Source organism: Streptomyces sp. NPDC090077 (assembly GCF_044747545.1).
Lineage (GTDB): Bacteria > Actinomycetota > Actinomycetes > Streptomycetales > Streptomycetaceae > Streptomyces.
Genome location: NZ_JBIVEG010000012.1, coordinates 88,629 through 108,595, shown reverse-complemented (window position 1 = coordinate 108,595; position 19,967 = coordinate 88,629). Strand labels below are relative to the sequence as shown.

Annotated in this window: 12 protein-coding genes; 9 read left to right on the top strand and 3 right to left on the bottom strand. The window is 74.0% G+C overall.

Translation table 11 applies throughout. From position 1 onward, the window contains the following. Positions 1–59: 59 nt before the first annotated feature. Positions 60–533: a hypothetical protein gene (locus tag ACIPW5_RS21075; RefSeq protein WP_401246946.1), complete on the bottom strand. Its 474-nt coding sequence runs from the start codon at positions 531–533 to the stop codon at positions 60–62. Positions 534–686: 153 nt separating this feature from the next. Next, entirely contained in the window at positions 687–1,916 is a 1,230-nt protein-coding gene (locus ACIPW5_RS21070; RefSeq protein ID WP_401246943.1) for a nucleotide sugar dehydrogenase, read from the bottom strand. Between the two features lie 255 nt (positions 1,917–2,171). On the opposite strand from ACIPW5_RS21070, the gene ACIPW5_RS21065 reads away from it, so the two are divergent. The 7 genes from ACIPW5_RS21065 (at position 2,172) to ACIPW5_RS21035 (ending at position 16,507) form a co-directional block, all read left to right on the top strand. Next, a complete protein-coding gene (locus tag ACIPW5_RS21065; protein WP_401246941.1) occupies positions 2,172–3,878 on the top strand; it encodes a glycerol-3-phosphate dehydrogenase/oxidase in 1,707 nt (568 codons plus the stop codon). A gap of 150 nt (positions 3,879–4,028) precedes the next feature. Then, positions 4,029–6,701: a protein kinase gene (locus ACIPW5_RS21060; RefSeq protein WP_401246939.1), complete on the top strand. Its 2,673-nt coding sequence runs from the start codon at positions 4,029–4,031 to the stop codon at positions 6,699–6,701. Between the two features lie 88 nt (positions 6,702–6,789). Further along, positions 6,790–9,321: a protein kinase gene (locus ACIPW5_RS21055; RefSeq protein WP_401246936.1), complete on the top strand. Its 2,532-nt coding sequence runs from the start codon at positions 6,790–6,792 to the stop codon at positions 9,319–9,321. 114 nt (positions 9,322–9,435) lie between these two features. Further along, on the top strand, positions 9,436–11,079 hold the full coding sequence (locus ACIPW5_RS21050) for a serine/threonine-protein kinase (protein ID WP_401246933.1): 1,644 nt from the start codon (positions 9,436–9,438) through the stop codon (positions 11,077–11,079). A gap of 156 nt (positions 11,080–11,235) precedes the next feature. Further along, the gene (locus ACIPW5_RS21045; protein WP_401246930.1) at positions 11,236–12,867 is read left to right on the top strand and encodes a succinic semialdehyde dehydrogenase; all 1,632 of its coding nucleotides are present in this window, start codon (positions 11,236–11,238) and stop codon (positions 12,865–12,867) included. 9 nt (positions 12,868–12,876) lie between these two features. Continuing rightward, positions 12,877–14,688, top strand: a complete 1,812-nt coding sequence (locus ACIPW5_RS21040; protein ID WP_401246927.1) for a GMC oxidoreductase — start codon at positions 12,877–12,879, stop codon at positions 14,686–14,688. 181 nt (positions 14,689–14,869) lie between these two features. After that, on the top strand, positions 14,870–16,507 hold the full coding sequence (locus ACIPW5_RS21035; protein WP_401246924.1) for a hypothetical protein: 1,638 nt from the start codon (positions 14,870–14,872) through the stop codon (positions 16,505–16,507). Between the two features lie 295 nt (positions 16,508–16,802). On the opposite strand, the gene ACIPW5_RS21030 is transcribed toward ACIPW5_RS21035, so the two are convergent. Next, positions 16,803–17,114, bottom strand: a complete 312-nt coding sequence (locus ACIPW5_RS21030; RefSeq protein WP_401247220.1) for a chorismate mutase — start codon at positions 17,112–17,114, stop codon at positions 16,803–16,805. Positions 17,115–17,434: 320 nt separating this feature from the next. Between ACIPW5_RS21030 and guaA the strand changes: the two genes are divergently transcribed. Next, positions 17,435–19,027: a glutamine-hydrolyzing GMP synthase gene (guaA, locus tag ACIPW5_RS21025; protein ID WP_401246921.1), complete on the top strand. Its 1,593-nt coding sequence runs from the start codon at positions 17,435–17,437 to the stop codon at positions 19,025–19,027. 132 nt (positions 19,028–19,159) lie between these two features. Continuing rightward, positions 19,160–19,936, top strand: a complete 777-nt coding sequence (locus ACIPW5_RS21020; RefSeq protein WP_401246918.1) for a class II aldolase/adducin family protein — start codon at positions 19,160–19,162, stop codon at positions 19,934–19,936. Positions 19,937–19,967 lie beyond the last annotated feature (31 nt).

Genomic DNA, 19,967 nt, shown 5'->3' with positions numbered 1-19,967 from the left:
CGTACGCCGGAGGGCCGGCACCCCCTGTGGGGTGCCGGCCCTCCGGCGTACGCGCGGGGTCAGTCGTTGGCCTTCTTGGCCGCCCCGACGGCGACGAGCGCGCCGACGCCGATGAAGACGTAGGACATGAAGTCCATGCTCTCCTTGACGATGCCGTTCAGGCCGCCGATGCCGATGACGTCGATCACGTCGGTCACGCCCGTGTCCTTCAGTTCGGCCAGGGCGAGCGCGAAGAGGAACATCTTGCCGAGGTAGACGGAGCCGATCGCGACCAGGCCGGCGACCGGGAGCAGGACCGGGCTGCGGCCGCCGATCTTGCCGGCGGCGTAGCCGACGAGGACGCCGATGCCGATCGCGCCGAAGGAGCGCTCCCGGTCGATGGCGTACATGATGCCGCCGTACGCCGCCGCGGCGACCAGGCCCGCGACGACCGCGGCGACGACGCCCAGGCCGACGTTGCCCTTGCGGGCCGGGGCCGGGGCGGGTGCCTCGGCGTAGGGCGTGGGCGCGGGCGGCTGGAAGTCCTGGCTCATGAAATCCCCCCCAGGGATTCGGTGCACGGGGCCCTGAGGGCGTAAGTGCGGGATAAGTGACCCGCAGGCTAACAGCGGATGGTGGAGTTCCGCCGGGGGATTTCGGTCGGGTGATCGGACTGGGATCCGGTCGTGACCTGGGCCGGGGTGCGGTCAGAGGCGGTGGGCGGCGCCGGCCGGGCTGGCGCCGCGGGTGTCGAGGAGGAGCTGCGCCTTCACCGCCAGGCCCTGCATGTCGTACGTGCGGTGGTGCTGGAGCAGGATCGTCAGGTCGGCGCTGGCGGCGGCCTCGTAGAGGGAGTCGGCGCGCGGTACGGGCTGGTCGCGGACCCGCCAGCCCGCGATGTACGGGTCGTGGTAGCTGATCAGCGCCCCCAGGTCGAGGAGCCGGCTGGCGATCTCCCGGGCCGGTGAGCCCTCCTGGTCGGCGAGGTCGGGCTTGTAGGTGACGCCCAGCAGGAGGACGCGGGCGCCGCGCGCGGACTTGCCGTGTTCGTTCAGCAGGGTGGCGCAGCGCTGGATGACGTACTGCGGCATCCGGTTGTTGATCTCCTGCGCCAGCCCGACCATGCGCAGGGGGTGGCCGGGGGTGCGGGTGGTGTGGGGGAGGTAGTTGGGGTCGAGGGGGACGCCGTGGCCGCCGACGCCGGGGCCGGGGCGGAAGGCCTGGAAGCCGTACGGCTTGGTCTCGGCGCAGCGGATGACGTCCCACAGGTCGACGCCGAGGTCGTGGCAGAGGACGGCCATCTCGTTCATCAGGGCGATGTTGACGTGCCGGTAGTTGGTCTCCAGGAGCTGTACGGTCTCGGCCTCGCGCAGGCCCCGGGCACGTACGACCTTCTCGGTGAGGCGGGCGTAGAAGGCGTGCGCGGACTCGGTGCAGGCGGGGGTGAGGCCGCCGATCACCTTGGGGGTGTTGGAGATGGTGTGGGTCCGGTTGCCGGGGTCGAGGCGGCTGGGGGAGTAGGCCAGGTGGAAGTCCCGGCCGGCCCGCAGGCCGGAGCCCTCTTCGAGGATGGGCCGCAGGTAGTCCTCGGTGACGCCGGGGTGGGCGGCGGACTCCAGGATCACGGTGGTGTGCGGGCGCAGCCGGGCGGCGAGGGTGCGGCCCGCCTCGCCGACGGCCCCGAGGTCGAGCGCGCGGTCGGCGCCGAGCTGGGTGGGGGCGCAGATGACGGCGGTGCGGACCCGGCCGAGCTCTGCGGGGTTGGTGGTGACCCGGAAGCCGGCCGCCGACATGCGGCGGATCTCGGCGGCGGTGAGGGTGCTGTCCGTGGCGGGGCCGCTGTCGTAGCCGACGGTCTCGATCCCGGCGGCGACGGCCGCCTGGGCGAGGGGGAGGCCGAGGTGGCCGAGTCCGATGACGGCGAGATCTGCGGGCATGGGGGGCCGTCCCTTCCCTTCCCTGGCATGCATGAGGGGGCGGTGCGCGCAAGTCCTGTGGACGACTGGAGCTGGCGCAATGTCAGACTAGGCGTATATATGACAGATATGTCGCATTGTGGGGTGGTGGTCGCCGTTGTGTTGTCCACAGGCGGTGGCTGAGTCGGGTGCGGCCGGTCAGAATCGAGAAGCGGGCGATGTGAGCGGGATCACCCGCACCGAGCGGGTACGGGCCCGCACCGACGGGAGGCAGCCGTGAGGACAGCGACACTGGGACCGGCACAGCGCACGGAGGCGCTCACCCGGATGGCCGAGCGGGAAGTGGACGTGCTGGTCGTCGGCGCCGGCGTGGTCGGTGCGGGCACCGCGCTGGACGCCGTGACCAGAGGCCTGTCCACGGGCCTGGTGGAGGCGCGCGACTGGGCGTCCGGGACGTCGAGCCGGTCGAGCAAGCTGATCCACGGCGGCCTGCGCTACCTGGAGATGCTCGACTTCGCCCTCGTACGGGAGGCGCTCAAGGAGCGCGGGCTGCTGCTGGAGCGCCTCGCCCCGCACCTCGTCAAACCCGTGCCCTTCCTGTACCCGCTCCAGCACAAGGGCTGGGAGCGCTTCTACGCGGGCTCGGGCGTGGCCCTGTACGACGCGATGTCCGTCTCCAGCGGACACGGGCGCGGCCTGCCCACCCACCGCCACCTCACGCGCAAGCGGGCCCTGCGGATCGCCCCGGCCCTGCGCAAGGACGCCCTGGTGGGCGCCCTCCAGTACTACGACGCCCAGATGGACGACGCGCGCTACGTCGCCACGCTCGTCCGTACGGCCGCCGCGTACGGGGCGCACTGCGCCAATCGGGCGAGGGTGGTCGGCTTCCTGCGTGAGGGCGAGCGGGTGGTCGGGGCCCGGGTGCGCGACGTGGAGGGCGGAGGCGAGTACGAGATCCGCGCGAAGCAGGTCGTGAACGCGACGGGCGTGTGGACGGACGACACGCAGGCGCTGATCGGGGAGCGCGGGCAGTTCCACGTGCGCGCCTCCAAGGGCATCCACCTGGTCGTGCCGAAGGACCGGATCCACTCGACCACCGGGCTGATCCTGCGGACCGAGAAGTCGGTGCTGTTCGTGATCCCGTGGGGCCGGCACTGGATCGTGGGCACCACGGACACGGACTGGGACCTGGACAAGGCGCACCCGGCGGCGTCGAGCGCGGACATCGACTACCTGCTGGAGCACGTGAACTCGGTGCTGGCCGTGCCGCTCACGCGGGACGACGTCCAGGGCGTCTACGCGGGCCTGCGGCCGCTGCTGGCCGGGGAGTCGGACGCGACGAGCAAGCTCTCCCGCGAGCACACGGTGGCCCATCCGGTGCCGGGCCTGGTGGTGGTCGCGGGCGGCAAGTACACGACCTACCGGGTGATGGCGAAGGACGCGGTCGACGAGGCGGTGCACGGGCTGGACCAGCGGGTCGCGGCGTGCGTGACGGAGGACGTCCCGCTGGTGGGGGCGGAGGGCTACCGGGCCCTGTGGAACGGCCGGGCCCGCATCGCCGCGCGGACGGGGCTCCATGTGGTGCGGGTGGAACACCTGTTGAACCGCTACGGATCCCTGACGGAGGAGCTGCTCGACCTGATCGCGGCCGACCGGGGGCTCGGGGAGGCGGTGACCGGGGCGGAGGACTACCTGCGGGCGGAAATCGTCTACGCCGCCTCGCACGAGGGCGCGCGGCACCTGGACGACGTGCTGACGCGGCGGACCCGGATCTCCATCGAGACCTTCGACCGGGGGACGCGATCGGCGCGCGAGTGTGCGGAATTGATGGCTCCGGTGCTGGGCTGGGACAAGCAGCAGATCGAGAAGGAGGTCGAGCACTACGAGAAGCGGGTCCAGGCGGAGCGGGAATCACAGCGCCAGCCGGACGACCAGACGGCGGACGCGGCACGGCTGGGGGCGCCCGACATCGTCCCGTTGTAACTCCGAGATACAGGAGGGGGAACCGGCGGACCCGGGGCTCCCGTCGGATGCGGAGTGAGCAACAATGAGGTTTCTGCCGGGGTGGATTACCGTGCCCCCCGGCGGCTGCCGAGGCAGCCGGGGCAGGCTGCACGATCGCAGAGGGGACGCATGTCGAAGCCGGAGCACACCGAGTCGTCTGCCGGGGCGCCTACGGCGAAGCGGGATGACGGGGCGGTGGCTGCCGACTCCGCTGCCGCTGCGAAGGCGTCGTCGTCCGAGCCCGGCGCCGTACCCCGCCAGCGCGCTTCCGCTGCCGCGGCGAAGCCCCCGTCCCCGAAGCCCGTGCCGTCCGGGGACGTTGAGCCCCCCGCCTCGGCGCAGGACACCCGAGCGGAGGAGACCCCCGCCGGGGACGCCCCCGCGAAGGTCAGCGTGGCGAAGGACGCGCCGGTCAAGTCGCCCGCGGCCGAGGGTGGCCCCGTCGAGGACGACCCTGCCGGGGCGGCAGCTGCGGAGGCGGAGCCCGTGAAGGACGCACCGGTGCAGGACGCGCCGGCCAAGGCGGCCCCTGCGAAGGACGTTCCCGTCAAGGGTGCGTCCGCCGGGGTGAGCGTGCGGAAGGGTGCGCCCGCCGGGGCGGAGCCTGCGAAGGGCGAAGCCGCCAGTGCGGCCCCTGCCGACGCGGCGCCCGCGAAGGGCGTGCCCGCCAAGTCGTCAGCGGCCGAGGGCGACTCCGCCGAGGAGGCCCCCGCGAAGGACGCCCCCGTCAAGGGTGGGTCCGCCGGGGTGAGCGTGCGGAAGCCCGCCTCTGCCGCGGCGGTGTCGGCGAAGGGCGAAGCCGTCGGTGCGGCACCCGCCGGGGCGGAGTCCGCGCAGGGTGAGTCCGCCGGCGGGGCGGATGCGGTGTCCGGGTCCGGGTCCGCCGGTGACGAGGCGGCCGAAGAGGCGCGGCGCGAGGGGCGGTTGCTGGCCGGGCGGTACCGGCTCGGCGCCGTGCTCGGCAAGGGCGGCATGGGCACCGTGTGGCGCGCCGAGGACGAGGTCCTCGGCCGCACGGTCGCCGTCAAGGAACTCCGCTTCGGCAACGGCGTCGACGAGGACGAGAAGCGCCGCCTCATCACCCGGACCCTCCGCGAGGCCAAGGCCATCGCGCGGATCCGCAACGAAGGCGCCGTCACCGTCTTCGACGTCGTCGACGAGGACGCCCGCCCCTGGATCGTCATGGAGCTCATCGAGGGCCCCTCCCTCGCCGAGTTCATCCGGGAGAACGGCCCCCTGACCCCGCACCGCGCGGCCGAGGTCGGCCTCGCCGTGCTCGACGTGCTCCGCGCCGCCCACCGCCAGGGGATCCTGCACCGCGACGTGAAGCCGTCCAACGTGCTGATCGCCGCCTCCGGCCGCGTCGTGCTCACCGACTTCGGGATCGCCCAGGTGGAGGGCGACCCCTCCATCACCTCCACCGGCATGCTCGTCGGCGCCCCCTCCTACATCTCCCCGGAGCGCGCCCGCGGCGCGAAGCCCGGCCCGCCCGCCGACATGTGGTCCCTCGGCGGACTGCTGTACGCGGCCGTCGAGGGCGTGCCCCCGTACGACAAGGGCAACGCCCTCGCCACGCTCACCGCGGTGATGACCGAGCCCGTGGACCCGCCGCAGAACGCCGGCGGCCCGCTGACCGAGGTCATCTACGGACTGCTGGTCAAGGACCCCGCCCTGCGCCTCGGAGAGGAGCAGGCGCGGACGATGCTCACCGCCGTCATCAACGCCCCCGAGCCGGTCGCGGCCCCGCAGCCGGTCCCGCCGGCCGAGGAGACCCGCCCGATCTCCCTCTCCAAGGCCGACGCGGCGGCCGAGAAGGCCGCGAAGAAGGAACGCGAGCGCCGTGAGCGCGAGCAGCGCGAGCGGACCCGCGCCGCGCTGAAGGCCGCCCGCAAGGCGGCCGCCGCCGAGGCCGCCGCAGCTGCCGCGGCCGAGGCGCCGCCGGCCCGGCCCGCGCAGCCCGGCCCCTCGCTCACCGACGTGGTGCCGCGCCGCACCATCGTGCTGGCCATAGCCGCGGTGGTCGTGGTCCTCGCGGTGGTCGGCTCGCTCATCGCGTACCTGGTCAGGGGCGACGGCAAGGACACCGGCCGCAAGAACGAGGGCAAGGGCGGCCCCACCGCCTCCGGCAGCGCCTCGCCCGGCGCCTCCGCCGGCAACGGGCCCTCCGCGTCGGCCGGTTCCTCGCCGAGCGCGCACCCGAGCGGCACCCCGGGCACGCCCGAGCCCAGCGGCACCCCCGGCGCCGACCAGGGGCAGAGCCAGGGCCAGGGCCAGGGCCAGAACCCGGCGCAGGGACAGAGCCAGAGCCAGGGCCAGGGCGCCAGCCCCGGCGGCTCCGGCGGACTCCCGGCCGGCTTCGCCACCGTGACGGACCTCGGGTTCCACTTCTCGATGGCGATGCCCGAGGGCTTCCGCCAGACCGGTACCGCCGGCGAGAACTCCGGCGCGATATACAGCCGCGACGGCGGCTTCCCGAGGATCCAGGTCGACTACACCGGCAGCCCCGGCAGCGATGCCCGCCTCGCCTGGACGAAGCTCGCCCCGGCCGTCGCGGGCAGCAGCAAGGGCTACCGCCTGATACGCCTGGAATCGGTGAGCTACCGCAACTACCCGACCGTCGCGGACTGGGAGTTCGAGCGGGAGCAGCAGGGCACCCGGGTCCGCGTCCTCAACCGCGGCTTCAAGGCGGACGCCACCCACGGTTACGCCATCATGATCAGCTGCGCGGCCGACCAGTGGGACGGCCCCGAATGCACGCAGCTGCGCGACACCGCCTTCCAGACCTTCCAGCCGTTGGGCTGACGGGCCTCGCAAGCCCGGGACGCGGGCGGCCCCGGCGACGTATCGTGTCCAGCGGGGCCATGGGGGAACCGCACTCGGGGGAGGCGATGTGGAGGACTACGCCGGCCGTATCCTGTCCGACCGCTACCGTCTGCCGATCCCGCCGTCCGACGAGTACGAGCTCGTGGAGACCCGCGCCTTCGATACGCGCAGCGGGCAGGAAGTCCTGGTCAGGCAGGTTCCGTTGCCCGAGGTGGTGGACGCCGAACTGCTCGACGGAACGGGTGCGCACACCCCGGCCGCCGGGGAACTGCCCGCCGTCCGGCGGGCGATCGCGGCCGCCCAGGCGGCCGCCTCCGTGCCGGACCACCCCCGCCTCGACCAGGTCTTCGACGTGTTCGCGGAGGACGGCTCGCTGTGGATAGTGAGCGAACTCGTCCCCGCCAGGCCGCTGGCCGCGCTGATCGCCGACGAACCGCTCGGCCCCTACCGGGCCGCGGAGGTCGCCTCCGACGTGCTGACCGCGCTGCGCGTGCTGCACGCGCACGGCTGGACGCACCGCAACATCACGGCCCGGACCGTGCTCATATGCGAGGACGGACGCGTCGTCCTGACGGGCCTGGCGGCCGGCGCCGCCGAGGAGGCCCTGTGCGGGTACGACCCGGTGCCGCCGCCGGACACCGGGGAGCCGGGCGGGGACGCGGACGCGGACGCCGCCTGGGGCACTCCGCCGCCGCCCCCGGACCCCGCGCCGGAACACCCGCCCGCCGGATCCCGCGACGAGGTAGCCCGCGACGAGGGGCCCCGGTACGCGCCGCTGGTGGCGCCCGGCTACGACACCGGGCCGCGCTACACCGACCACATCACCCCGCAGCCACAGCCGTTGCCGCCCCCGCAGGACCGGGCCGCCGCCGAGGCGGCCGCCCGCGCCGGGACCGTCGCCGCGTACCGGGCCGGGACCCGGGCGGCCGATGCCGAGGTGGCGCGGCAGCGCGCCGGGCGGGGCCCCGTGGTCGTGCCGGTGCTGCCGCCGACCGGGGCCAACCTGCCCCAGGAGTACGCGTACCCGTACGGGGGGCCCGACACCGCCGCCACCCCCTGGCACGGGGTGGCCCCCCGCCGCCCGGCCGGGCCGCAGACACCGCCGGAGCCGGAGCCGGAGCGGGCGCAGCGACCGGAGCCGGAGCCGGAGCCGGAGGCGCGGCCCGAGCAGCCGGGGCCCGCACCGCAGCCGGAACCCGCCCCGTCCCGGCCCGCGCTGCCCGCCCAGCTCGCCCTCCCGCAGGGCTACCTCCAGGCCGAACCCCCGGCGGCCCCCGCGCCCCCGCAGCCGGTCCGCCGGCCGGCCGCGCGCCCCGCCGCAGCCCCCGAACCCGTCCCGGCCGTAGCCCCCGCCGCCGTCCGGGCGGCGGACGCCGGTCGGGCCTGGGGCGGCCCCCGCACCGGCCTCGACGCCGAGCGGGCCCGGCAGACCCGGATGGCCGTCGTCGGCCCCCTCACCGAGCGGTGGGCGCCCGAGCAGGCGGCCGGCCCCGTCCACGGCAACTGGCAGCTGGCCGCGCCCGTCGGCCCCGCCGCCGACCTGTGGGCCCTCGGAGCCCTGCTGTACCGGGCCGTCCAGGGGCACGCCCCCTACCCCGAGGACAGCGTCGCGGAGCTCGTCGAGATGGTCTGCGCCGAGCCGCCCGCCTTCGCCGAGGACTGCGGCCCGCTGCGCCCGGTCGTGGAGTCCCTGCTGCGCCAGGACCCGGCCGAACGGCCCGACTTCGAGGAGCTGCGCGGCTGGCTCCGCTCGCTGGTCCGCTCCGCCCCCGAGCCCGACGGGGACTTCGCCGGCCTCCCGATGCCCGACCCGGACCCCGCCCGGCTGCCCGTCCCCCGCCGCCGCGGCGAGCTGCACGGCCGCCACCGCAACCCCGCCGCCCCCGGCAAGCCGCGCTCCCTCGGCCGGCTGCTGCTCGTCGGCGTACTGGCCCTGCTCGCGGGCGGTGTGGCGTACGCGATGGTCTTCCTGCCCCGCGCCGCGGACTCCGGCCGGGAGCCCGCGGCCGCCCAGAGCCCGGCGGCGTCCGCCCCCGCGCCCGGCAGCCCCCAGCAGGGCCCGGCGTCCCCGCCTGCGCAGACCCCCGGGCGCACCCCGAGCGGAGCCCCGGAGTCCAAGCCGGCCCCGCAGGCCGAGGCGCCCGCGCCGGAGGGCTACACCGTCCAGCAGGACCCGGCGCACTTCAGCATCGCCGTGCCGAACGGCTGGGAGCGGCAGTCCATCAACGAGGCCGGGCAGGTGCGCTACACCCAGGGGCAGTTCACCCTGATCGTGGTCCCGGGCCGGGACCGGGTCGAGGGCCGCGATCCGGATCCGCTGGGCTACCAGAAGGACAAGGAGCCGGAGCTGGCCCCGTACCGCAACTCCACCTGGGCGTCCGGCGGGGACGTGAAGTCGACGAAGGTGGGCCAGCAGTTGCGGGTCACGGGCCGCTACACCTGGATCGACGCGGCGGGCCGGTCCCTCTTCGCCCGCAATTTCGTCGTCGCGCTCGGCGGCGCCTACCACGTCGTGATGGTCACGGGACCGGAGGACAACCAGGACAAGGTCACGGACGTCTTCGAGAAGGCAACGGCGAGTTACAAAGCCGGGGGCTGACGGACGATCAGTACGGCGATTGCGTCACAGTGCCGGTTTACGGGCCCCGCCTTGTTCCGGCAGCGCCCGCAGGCTCCGTAATCTGGCGTGGAGTGCACAGAGCGGCGGGAATTCGTGGAACAGCAGACAGGCGCGGGTGCGGTGCTCGCAGGCCGGTACCGGCTCGTGGAGCCCATCGGCAGCGGGGGCATGGGGAAGGTGTGGCGCGCGCATGACGAGCTGCTGCACAGAACGGTCGCGGTCAAGGAACTGACGGCGGGACTCTACGTGTCCCAGGCCGACCGGGAGGTCATGCACGCCCGCACGCAGAAGGAGGCGCGGGCGGCGGCCCGGATCCAGCATCCGGCGGTGGTGACCGTGCACGACGTGCTGGAGCACGACGACCGGCCGTGGATCGTCATGGAGCACATCGACGGCCCCTCTCTGGCCGAGGCGGCCAAGGCCGCGGGCCGGATCGAGCCCCGCGAGGCGGCCCGGATCGGCCTGCACGTGCTGGGCGCGCTGCGCGCCGCGCACGCGGTCGGGGTGATGCACCGGGACGTGAAGCCGGGCAACGTGCTGCTGGCCAAGGACGGCCGGGTGCTGCTGACCGACTTCGGGATCGCCGCGATCGAGGGCGACTCGTCGATCACGCGGACGGGTGAACTCGTCGGCTCCATCGACTACCTGGCCCCGGAGCGGGTCACGGGCGGCGCCCCCGACCCGTCCTCCGACCTGTGGTCGCTGGGCGCCACCCTGTACACGGCCGTCGAGGCCCGCTCGCCCTTCCGCCGCACCTCGCCGATCTCCAGCCTCCAGGCCGTGGTGAACGACGAGCCGCCCGTGCCCCGCCAGTCCGGCGCCCTGGGCCCGGTCATCACGGCGCTGCTGCGCAAGGACCCGGCCGAGCGGCCCTCGGCCGCGGAGGCCGAGCGGATGCTGCTGGAGGCGATGGAGGGCCGCGAGCCGAAGGCCGCCCAGGCGTACGTGCCCACGCGCCCGGTGACCGACGAGGAGCGGGCCTCCGCCCAGGCCCCCGCCCAGGAGGCCCCCGCCCCTACCCCGGCGCCCGCCCCCACACCCGTCCCGGCCGCGCCCACCGCCCCGCCCGAGCAGCCCGCGGCCCCCGCGGTGCGCCCGCCGGGCCGGGTGCGGCGGGTCGCGGCGGTGGCCGTGGTCGCGGCGCTGCTCGGCGGCGGCGCCGTCTTCGGGATGCTGAAGTACACCGGCGACGACGGGGAGGCGGACAAGGGCGGCGGCTCCGACAAGAACACCAGCGCCCCGGACGGCCAGACCGGCGAGACCGGCCAGAAGGCCGCCGCCCCGCCGGACGGGTGGGAGAAGGTCACCGACCCGAAGGGCTTCACCCTGTTCGTCCCCAAGGGCTGGAAGCGCCAGGTGTTCGGCGACCAGATCGACTACACCGGGGACGACGGCAAGCACTACATCCGCATCGCCGCCGACCCCACCCCGGACTACAAGGACCCGTACGCGCACGTGCTCGACCTGGAGAAGCAGGTGGCGAAGCGGACGGACTACAAGCGGCAGAAGCTCGCCCCGAACACCTTCCGGGGGAGCACCAACGCCGTGCTGTGGGACTTCACGTGGACCGAGAAGGGGGTGCACGCCGGGCCGCGCCGGGCCATCGAGCAGATGTACTACGCCCCGAACGGCACCGAGTACGCGATCTACATGACGGGCCCCGTGGCCGACTGGTCCACGACCCGCCAGCAGTTCGACACGGTGCTCAGCGGCTGGGAGCCGGCCGGCACGGGCTGAGGCGCCGGACCGGGCCGGGCCGAGGCCCCGGAACGGGCCGGCGAGGGGGCCCGGGGCCCGCTCCCCGGCCATCCTGCCAGCGATCACTGGCAGATTTGGCAAAATCCGGTTACCCACGGGTACCCAAAGGCCCGCCCGCCCAATACGCTCACCGCCATGACGGACTCGCAGGCCCCCGCCGCCACCCTCCGCTCCGCACCGCAGCCCACCAACCCGGTCGCCCCGGCCCCGGCAGGCGCCCGCACCGCCGCCGACGTGGTGACCCCCGCCCTGGTCACCCGGCTCACCCGCGGAGTGATCGGCTCCGGCCGGACCGCCAACCACACCCCCTTCACCGGGGAGAAGCTGGCGGACCTCCCCGAGGCCACCCCCGAGGACGTGGCCACCGCCTTCGCGAAGGCCCGCGCCGCCCAGCCCGCCTGGGCCGCCGTCCCCGTACGGCAGCGCGCCGCCGTACTGCTGCGCTTCCACGACCTGGTCCTCGCCCGGCAGTCCGAGGTCCTCGACCTCATCCAGCTGGAGACCGGCAAGGCGCGCCTGCACGCCCACGAGGAGGTGCAGGCCGTCGCCGTCGCCGCCCGCCACTACGGCCGCAAGGCGCCCTCGTACCTGCGCCCCAAGGGCCACACCGGCGCCATGCCGACCCTGACCAAGGTCACCGAGCTGCGCCAGCCGCGCGGGGTCGTCGGCCAGATCGCCCCCTGGAACTACCCCCTCGAACTCTCCGTCGGCGACGCCCTGCCCGCCTTCGTCTCGGGCAACGCCGTCGTGATGAAGCCCGACACCGAGACCGCGCTGACCGCCCTGTGGGCCCGCGACCTGCTCGTCGAGGCCGGACTGCCCGCCGAGGTGTTCCAGGTCGTCCTCGGCGAGGGCCCGGTCGTCGGCCCCGAGGTGGTCCGGCACGCCGACTACGTCTCCTTCACCGGCTCCACCCGCACCGGCCGCGAGGTGGCCCAGGGGGCCGCCGCCCGGCTGGTCGGCGTCTCCCTCGAACTCGGCGGCAAGAACGCCATGCTCGTCCTGCACGACGCCGACGTCGAGAAGGCGGCCGCGGGCGCCGTCCGCGCCTGCTTCTCCTCCGCCGGCCAGCTCTGCATCTCCATCGAGCGGCTCTACGTCCACGCCTCGATCGCCGACGCCTTCGTCGAGCGCTTCGCCGCCCGGACCAGGGCCATGCGGCTTGGCGCCTCCCTCGCCTACGGCGCCGACATGGGCTCCCTCGTCGGCGAACGCCAGCTGGAGACCGTGCAGCGGCACGTGGACGAGGCCGTCGCCAAGGGCGCCACCCTCGTCGCCGGCGGCACCGCCCGCCCCGACATCGGCCCGCTCTTCTACGAGCCCACCATCCTCGACGGGGTCGAGGCCCCCATGTCGGTCTGCGCCGAGGAGACCTTCGGCCCGGTCGTCTCGGTCTACCGGTTCACCGACGAGGACGAGGCCGTCGCCCAGGCCAACGCCACCCCCTACGGCCTCAACTCCAGCGTCTGGACCAAGGACGCCCGCCGCGGCCACGCCGTCGCCGCCCGGCTGCGCACCGGCACCGTCAACATCAACGACGGCTACGCCCCCGCCTACGGCAGCGCCCAGGCCCCCATGGGCGGCATGAAGGACTCCGGCCTCGGCCGCCGGCACGGCTCCGAGGGCATCCTCAAGTACACCGAGGCGCAGACCGTCGCCCACCAGCGGCTGCTCCCGATGGCCCCCTCGCTCGGCATGGACGACGAGCAGTACGCCCGCTTCATGACGAGCAGCCTCAAGGTCCTCAAGGCCCTCCGACTGCGCTAAGGGGAACCCGTGCCTCACGACCACGCGCACGACCGCGACCACGCGTACGACTACGACGTCATCGTCATCGGATCGGGCTTCGGCGGGGCTGTCTCGGCGCTCCGCCTGACCGAGAAGGGCTACCGGGTCGGCGTCCTGGAGGCGGGGCGCCGCTTCGCCCGTCAGGACCTGCCCCGCAACAGCTGGGACCTGCGCAACTACCTGTGGGCGCCCGCCCTCGGGCTGTACGGGATCCAGCGCATCCACCTGCTCGGCAACGTGATGGTCCTGGCGGGCGCCGGGGTGGGCGGCGGCTCGCTCAACTACGCCAACACCCTGTACGTGCCGCCCGCCGCCTTCTTCGAGGACCGGCAGTGGGCCTCCATCACCGACTGGCGGGCGGAACTCGCCCCGTACTACGACCAGGCCAAGCGGATGCTCGGCGTACGGCTCAACCCGACGCTCACCCCCTCCGACGTCCACCTGAAGGCCGTCGCCGAGAAGATGGGCGTCGGGGACTCCTTCCACATGGCGCCGGTCGGCGTCTTCTTCGGCGACGGCGAGGACGCGGACGGCCGGGGCCGGGTCCGCCCGGGCCAGGAGGTCCCCGACCCGTACTTCGGCGGCGCCGGACCCGCCCGCAAGGCCTGCACCGAATGCGGCGAGTGCATGACGGGCTGCCGGCACGGGGCGAAGAACACCCTCAACGAGAACTACCTGCACCTCGCCGAGAAGGCCGGGGCGGAGATCCGCCCCATGACCACCGTCACCGCGCTCTCCGAGCACCCCGACGGCGGCTACCGGGTCCGCACGGTCCCCACCTCCGACCGCCGCAGGGGCCGGGTGCAGGTGCTGCGCGCCCGGCAGGTGGTCGTCGCGGCGGGCACGTACGGCACCCAGACCCTGCTGCACACCATGAAGGACCGCGGCGAGCTCCCGCGGATCTCGGCCCGGCTCGGCGACCTGACCCGGACCAACTCCGAGGGCCTGGTCGGCGCCCAGACCGACGACCGCCGCTACCGCAGGCGGCACGGGGCCGGGGCGCGGGCGGACTTCACCCGGGGCGTCGCCATCACCTCGTCCGTGCACCCCAACGCCGACACCCACATCGAGCCCGTCCGCTACGGCCGGGGCTCCAACGCCATGGGGTTCATGACGATCCTCCAGGTGCCGCACGCCAGGCACCGGGTCCGGGCCTGGTTCGCCCGCACCGCCACCCACCCGGTGCAGCTGCTGCGCTCCCTGTCGAACCGGCGCTGGTCGGAGCGGACCATCATCGGCCTGGTCATGCAGTCCCTGGACAACTCCCTGACCACCTACCGCAAGCCCGGCGGCATCGGCAAGGGCCTGCTGACGGCCCGGCAGGGCCACGGGGCGCCCAACCCGGTGCAGATCGCCGAGGCCACCGAGGCCGCGACACTGCTGGCCGAGGAGATCAACGGCTTCCCGGGCAGCAACATCGGCGAGCTGATGGGCACCCCGCTGACCGCGCACTTCCTCGGCGGCTGCCCGATCGGAGCCTCAGCCGAGGAAGGGGTGGTGGACCCGTACCACCGGCTGTACGGGCACCCGGGCATCTCGGTGGTCGACGGCTCGGCGGTCTCCGCGAACCTCGGGGTCAACCCGTCGCTGACCATCACGGCGCAGGCCGAGCGGGCGATGTCGTACTGGCCCAACAAGGGCGAGGCGGACCGGCGGCCCGCGCAGGGGGAGGCGTACCGACGGCTGGAGGCGGTGGAGCCGGTCAGCCCGGCCGTCCCCAAGGAGGCCTTCGGCGCCCTGCGGCTGCCGTTCCTCGCGGTCCCCGAAATCCCGCCCAGGCAACCGGAACCGGAGCACTGACCCCGGGAACACGGCTGCGGCGGGTACCGCGCTCCCCCTCCGAGCGCGGTACCCGCCGCAGTACAAGAGTGGACAGGCGGTTGCCGAAAAAGGTTGTACCGGAATCCTTTGCGGCAAGCTGTGGTGTCGGTCACACGGGGAACCGTGCAACCGGGGCGGCGGTCCGGGGGTCAAGGGGGGCATGAGACAGCGCATCTCCCTGCTGGCCGCGTGCGGCCTGGTGGCCGTGGGGCTGACCACCCCCACCGCGATGGCCGCCGAATCCGCGGACCCCGTCTTCCGCCTGGCCGGGCAGTCCGACCTCGCCCTCCGCCCCCACCCGGAGACGGGCTCCCCGCAGCCGGTGGCCGTGTCCTTCCGGCTGGCGGACACCGGCGCCTTCGCCGGCGAGTTCACCTTCACCGTCGACCGGGCCGCGGTCGCCGGCATCGCCTCCGTCAAGGAGACCCCCGGCGCACCCCAGAAGTGCGTGGAGGACGGCACCAAGCTGGTCTGCAAGGACAAGGGCCCGCGCCCCGGAGTGGACCTGGTGGCCACCGCCGAGAAGGGCGCCAAGGAAGGCGCCAAGGGCGCGGTCAAGGTGACCGGGACGGCCGCCGGCGCCACCGTCACCGGCGCCGAGACCACCCTCACGATCGGCGGCCCCGACCTGGTCATGCGGAAGCTGGCCCTCAAGACGGACCCCAAGCCGGGCGAGAGCCAGACCCTGCCCCTCGCGTTCAGCAACGAGGGCACCCAGCCGGCGAAGGGCGTGATCCTGGAACTGGAGGCCACCCGCGGCCTGGAGCTCCCGGAGCGCTACGACAACTGCGCCTACCGCACCGACCGCACCTCCAACACCGTGGTCTGCACGGTCGAGGGGGACTTCGAGGCCAAGGCCACCTACGAGCTGGCCGGCGACAGCCCGCTGCACCTGAAGGCCGGCGCGAACGCCCTCAACGAGCGCTTCGCCTACGGCATCTACCCGGCGGCAGCCCCCCAGAAGGCCACGGACGCCAAGGCGCCCGACGCCAAGAAGCCCGACACGGCCGGTTCCGCGACCACCGCGGGCCGCAAGCTGGTCGCCCGCAAGAAGGCGGAGGCCGCCCCCGCCCCGCTGCGCGCCCCCGACCTGAACGAGGCCGACAACAAGCGCACGGCCGACCTCACGGTGGACAACACCGCCGACTTCGCGGCCGAGGACCTCACGGTCAAGGGCGCCGCGGGCGCGACCGTCAAGGCCGTCGTGGCCGCGCGCAACAACGGTCCCGCCTGGGTCACCGGCACCGGAAACGGCCCCGCGGCCCTGGTCGACGTGGTGTTCCCGAAGGGCGTGAAGGTCCTCACGGCCCCGGCGGCCTGCCGCGAGGTACGGGCGGCGCAGTACCGCTGCGCCACCGGTACGTCCGTGCTGGAGAAGGAGAAGCTGGAGTTCCCCTTCGAGGTGAAGATCGAGAAGGCCGTGAAGGACGCCAAGGGCGCCGTCACCGTCGGCACCCTCGACGCCAAGGGCGACCTCACCCGGCACGCCTTCGACAAGGTGCTGACCAACAACCAGGCCGCCTTCACGGCGAACCCGACGGCCACCTCGACCACGTCGCCGACGAACACCCCGCCGACCACGATCCCCCCGACGAGCCCCTCGCCCACCGCGAGCGGCAGCACCGGCTCCACCACCGGCAACAACGCCTCGGGCGCCGCCGGCCGCAGCAACGGCCCGCTGGCCTCCACCGGCAGCACGGCCGGCCTGGTCGGCATCGCCGCCGTCGGCCTGTTCGCCGTCGGCGCCGCGCTGTACCTGTCCTTCCGCCGCCGGAACGGCGGCGGCGCGCACGCGTAGCCGCGCGCAGCACCGCGCAGGACCGCGGAAACACGAACGGCCGGCCCGGGGCGTCCCCCGGGCCGGCCGTCCTCATGGGGTGACCGGGCTGCTGTCCCCTGCCGTCCGGTCACACGAGGGGAGCGAGGTCCCACGACGCGCGCCGTCGGGCGTCGCGTCTCATCGCTCCCGTGGAGCCACGCGTGGTGCTGCCTCCCGCGCCTGGCTGGCACGGACAACCTCACCAACGAAGGGCCCCCGGCCCGGTCACGGCCCGGACGGGTGCCGAACGGGTGACGATCGGGCGCCCGCGCGGTCAGACGCGGCCCCGGCACAGCTCCAGCAGGGTCATCGCGAGGGCGGTCCCGGGCTTGCCGAGAGCATCGCTCCAATGGGAGAGCACCTCCATCTCGCGTGACAGGTGCACCCGCCGGCCGCCCGCGCCGATCCGCGCTTCCTGGATGACGGCCGACACGGCCATCCGCTCCTGGATCAGCCCGATGATCCGGTCGTCGAGGGCGTCGATGCGCTCGCGGGAACCGGCGATCAGCTGCTCGGGGGTGGTGGTGGTCGTGGTCATGGCGTCTCTCCTGTGGTGGGTGGTGGCCCGGCAGGAGCGGAAACGCAGAGCGCCCCGGTCCTGTCGGACCGGGGCGCTCTGGGAAGTCAGCGGCTCAAGCGAGCATCACGCGGACCCATGGCGACCGGACCGGCCGGTGCCATAGGTAAAGAGGAAGCTCAGCTGCTTGCGCATGGTGTGGATTATGGCCCCCCGGGGGCGTCCGGGCCAACCGGGCCCGGATGCTGAGACGCCCCGGCGGCGGCCCGCGCCCGGACCCCGGGGCGCCCCCGGCGTGACGTGGGCCTCGGATGGTGCGACAAACCCGCGCCCGGCGCCACCGGTAGAATCGACAAAACAGCCACCACTTTCCGCCGGAAGGCCGCCCCGTGCCAGAAGCACCCTCCGCCGCCCACGACAGCGCCCCGGACACGGTCCTCGTCGTCGACTTCGGCGCGCAGTACGCCCAGCTCATCGCCCGCCGCGTCCGCGAGGCCCGCGTCTACAGCGAGATCGTGCCCAGCACGATGCCCGTGGCCGAGATGCTCGCCAAGGACCCGAAGGCGATCATCCTCTCCGGCGGCCCGTCCTCCGTGTACGAGGAGGGCGCCCCGCGCCTGGACGACGCCGCCGCCCTCTTCGGCTCCGGCGTCCCGGTCTTCGGCATGTGCTACGGCTTCCAGCTGATGGCGACGACCCTCGGCGGCACCGTCGACAACACCGGCGCCCGCGAGTACGGCCGCACCCCGCTGGCCGTCTCCAAGACCGGCTCCACCCTGTTCGAGGGCACCCCCGAGCACCAGTCGGTGTGGATGTCCCACGGCGACGCCTGCTCCGCCGCCCCGGAGGGCTTCACCGTCACCGCGTCGACGAACGTCGTCCCGGTCGCGGCCTTCGAGAACGACGAGCAGAAGCTCTACGGCGTGCAGTACCACCCCGAGGTGATGCACTCCACGCACGGCCAGCAGGTCCTGGAGCACTTCCTGTACCGGGGCGCGGGCCTGAAGCCCACCTGGACCACCGGCAACATCGTCGAGGAGCAGATCGCGGCGATCAAGGCGCAGGTCGGCGACAAGCGCGCCATCTGCGGCCTGTCCGGCGGCGTGGACTCCGCGGTCGCCGCGGCCCTCGTCCAGAAGGCCATCGGCTCCCAGCTCACCTGCGTCTACGTCGACCACGGCCTGATGCGCAAGGGCGAGACCGAGCAGGTCGAGAAGGACTTCGTCGCGGCCACCGGCGTGCAGCTGAAGGTCGTCGACGCGCAGGAGCGCTTCCTGACCGCGCTGGCCGGCGTCTCCGACCCGGAGACCAAGCGCAAGATCATCGGCCGCGAGTTCATCCGCGTCTTCGAGCAGGCCCAGCTGGAGATCCTCCAGGAGGACGGCCCGGCGGTCGCGTTCCTCGTCCAGGGCACCCTGTACCCGGACGTCGTGGAGTCCGGCGGCGGCACCGGCACCGCCAACATCAAGTCCCACCACAACGTGGGCGGCCTCCCCGACGACATCGAGTTCGAGCTCGTCGAGCCGCTGCGCCAGCTGTTCAAGGACGAGGTCCGGATGGTCGGCCAGGAGCTCGGCCTGCCCGAGGAGATCGTCCAGCGCCAGCCCTTCCCGGGCCCCGGCCTCGGCATCCGCATCGTCGGCGAGGTCACCAAGGAGCGCCTGGACCTGCTCCGCGAGGCCGACGCCATCGCCCGCCACGAGCTGACCGCCGCCGGCCTCGACCGGGAGATCTGGCAGTGCCCGGTCGTCCTCCTCGCGGACGTCCGCAGCGTCGGCGTGCAGGGCGACGGCCGCACCTACGGCCACCCGATCGTGCTGCGCCCCGTCTCCTCCGAGGACGCGATGACCGCGGACTGGACGCGCATGCCGTACGAGGTGCTCGCCCGGATCTCCACCCGCATCACCAACGAGGTGCCGGACGTGAACCGCGTGGTCCTGGACTGCACGAGCAAGCCCCCGGGCACCATCGAGTGGGAGTAGTCCCCACCCGCAGGGCCTGACGGAGCCGCCGCTCCCCTTCCGGGGGGCGGCGGCTCCGTCGTTCCTCTGGCCTGTTGGCGGCCGCGCCGGTACCTTGCGCCGCGACCGCGATCCCGCAGGAGGGGGACAGCCATGCCGGACCAGCCCGTACCCGTGCCGGTGGACCGGCTGGCCTTCGAGATGCCGCCCGCGTACGAGGACCCGGCCCGCGAGCGCGCCCACCGCAAGGAGCGGCTCGCCGGGGCGCTGCGCCTGCTGGGGCGCCTCGGGTACGAGGACGGGGTCTCGGGGCACGTCACCGCGCGGGACCCCGAGTTCGAGGACTGCTACTGGGTGAACCCCTTCGGCCGGGCCTTCGCGAGCCTGCGCCCCGAGGACCTGCTGCTGGCCGACGGGGACGGGCGGGTGCTCCGGGGCGGCCGGCGGCTCAACGAGCTGGCCTTCGCCGTGCACGCCGCCGTGCACCGGGCCCGGCCCGACGCGGTCGCGGTGGTCCGCGCGCAGGGCCCGTACGGCAGGGCGCTGGCCTGCCTCGGCGAACTGCTGGCGCCGGTCACCCAGGAGGCCTGCGCCTTCTACGAGGACCACGCGCTGCTGGACGAGTACCCCGGCGACGGCGTCGCCGACCCGTGGCGGGTCGCCCGCGCCCTCGGCCCGTACAAGGCGCTGGTCCTGCGCAACCAGGGGCTGCTGACGGTCGGCGGCTCGGTGGACGCGGCCGTCTGGTGGTTCATCGCGGCGGAGCGGGCCGCGCAGGTCCAGCTGATCGCGCGGGCGGCCGGGAAGCCGGTGACCGTCGACCACCGCGCGGCCGTGGCCACCCGGGAGCGGTTCGGCGGTGATCTCGCCGCGTGGGTGAACTACCAGCCGCTGTGGCAGACCGTCGAGGACGTGGCGTCAACATCATGAACCGTTAATCACCTGCTCTGACATCGTGCGC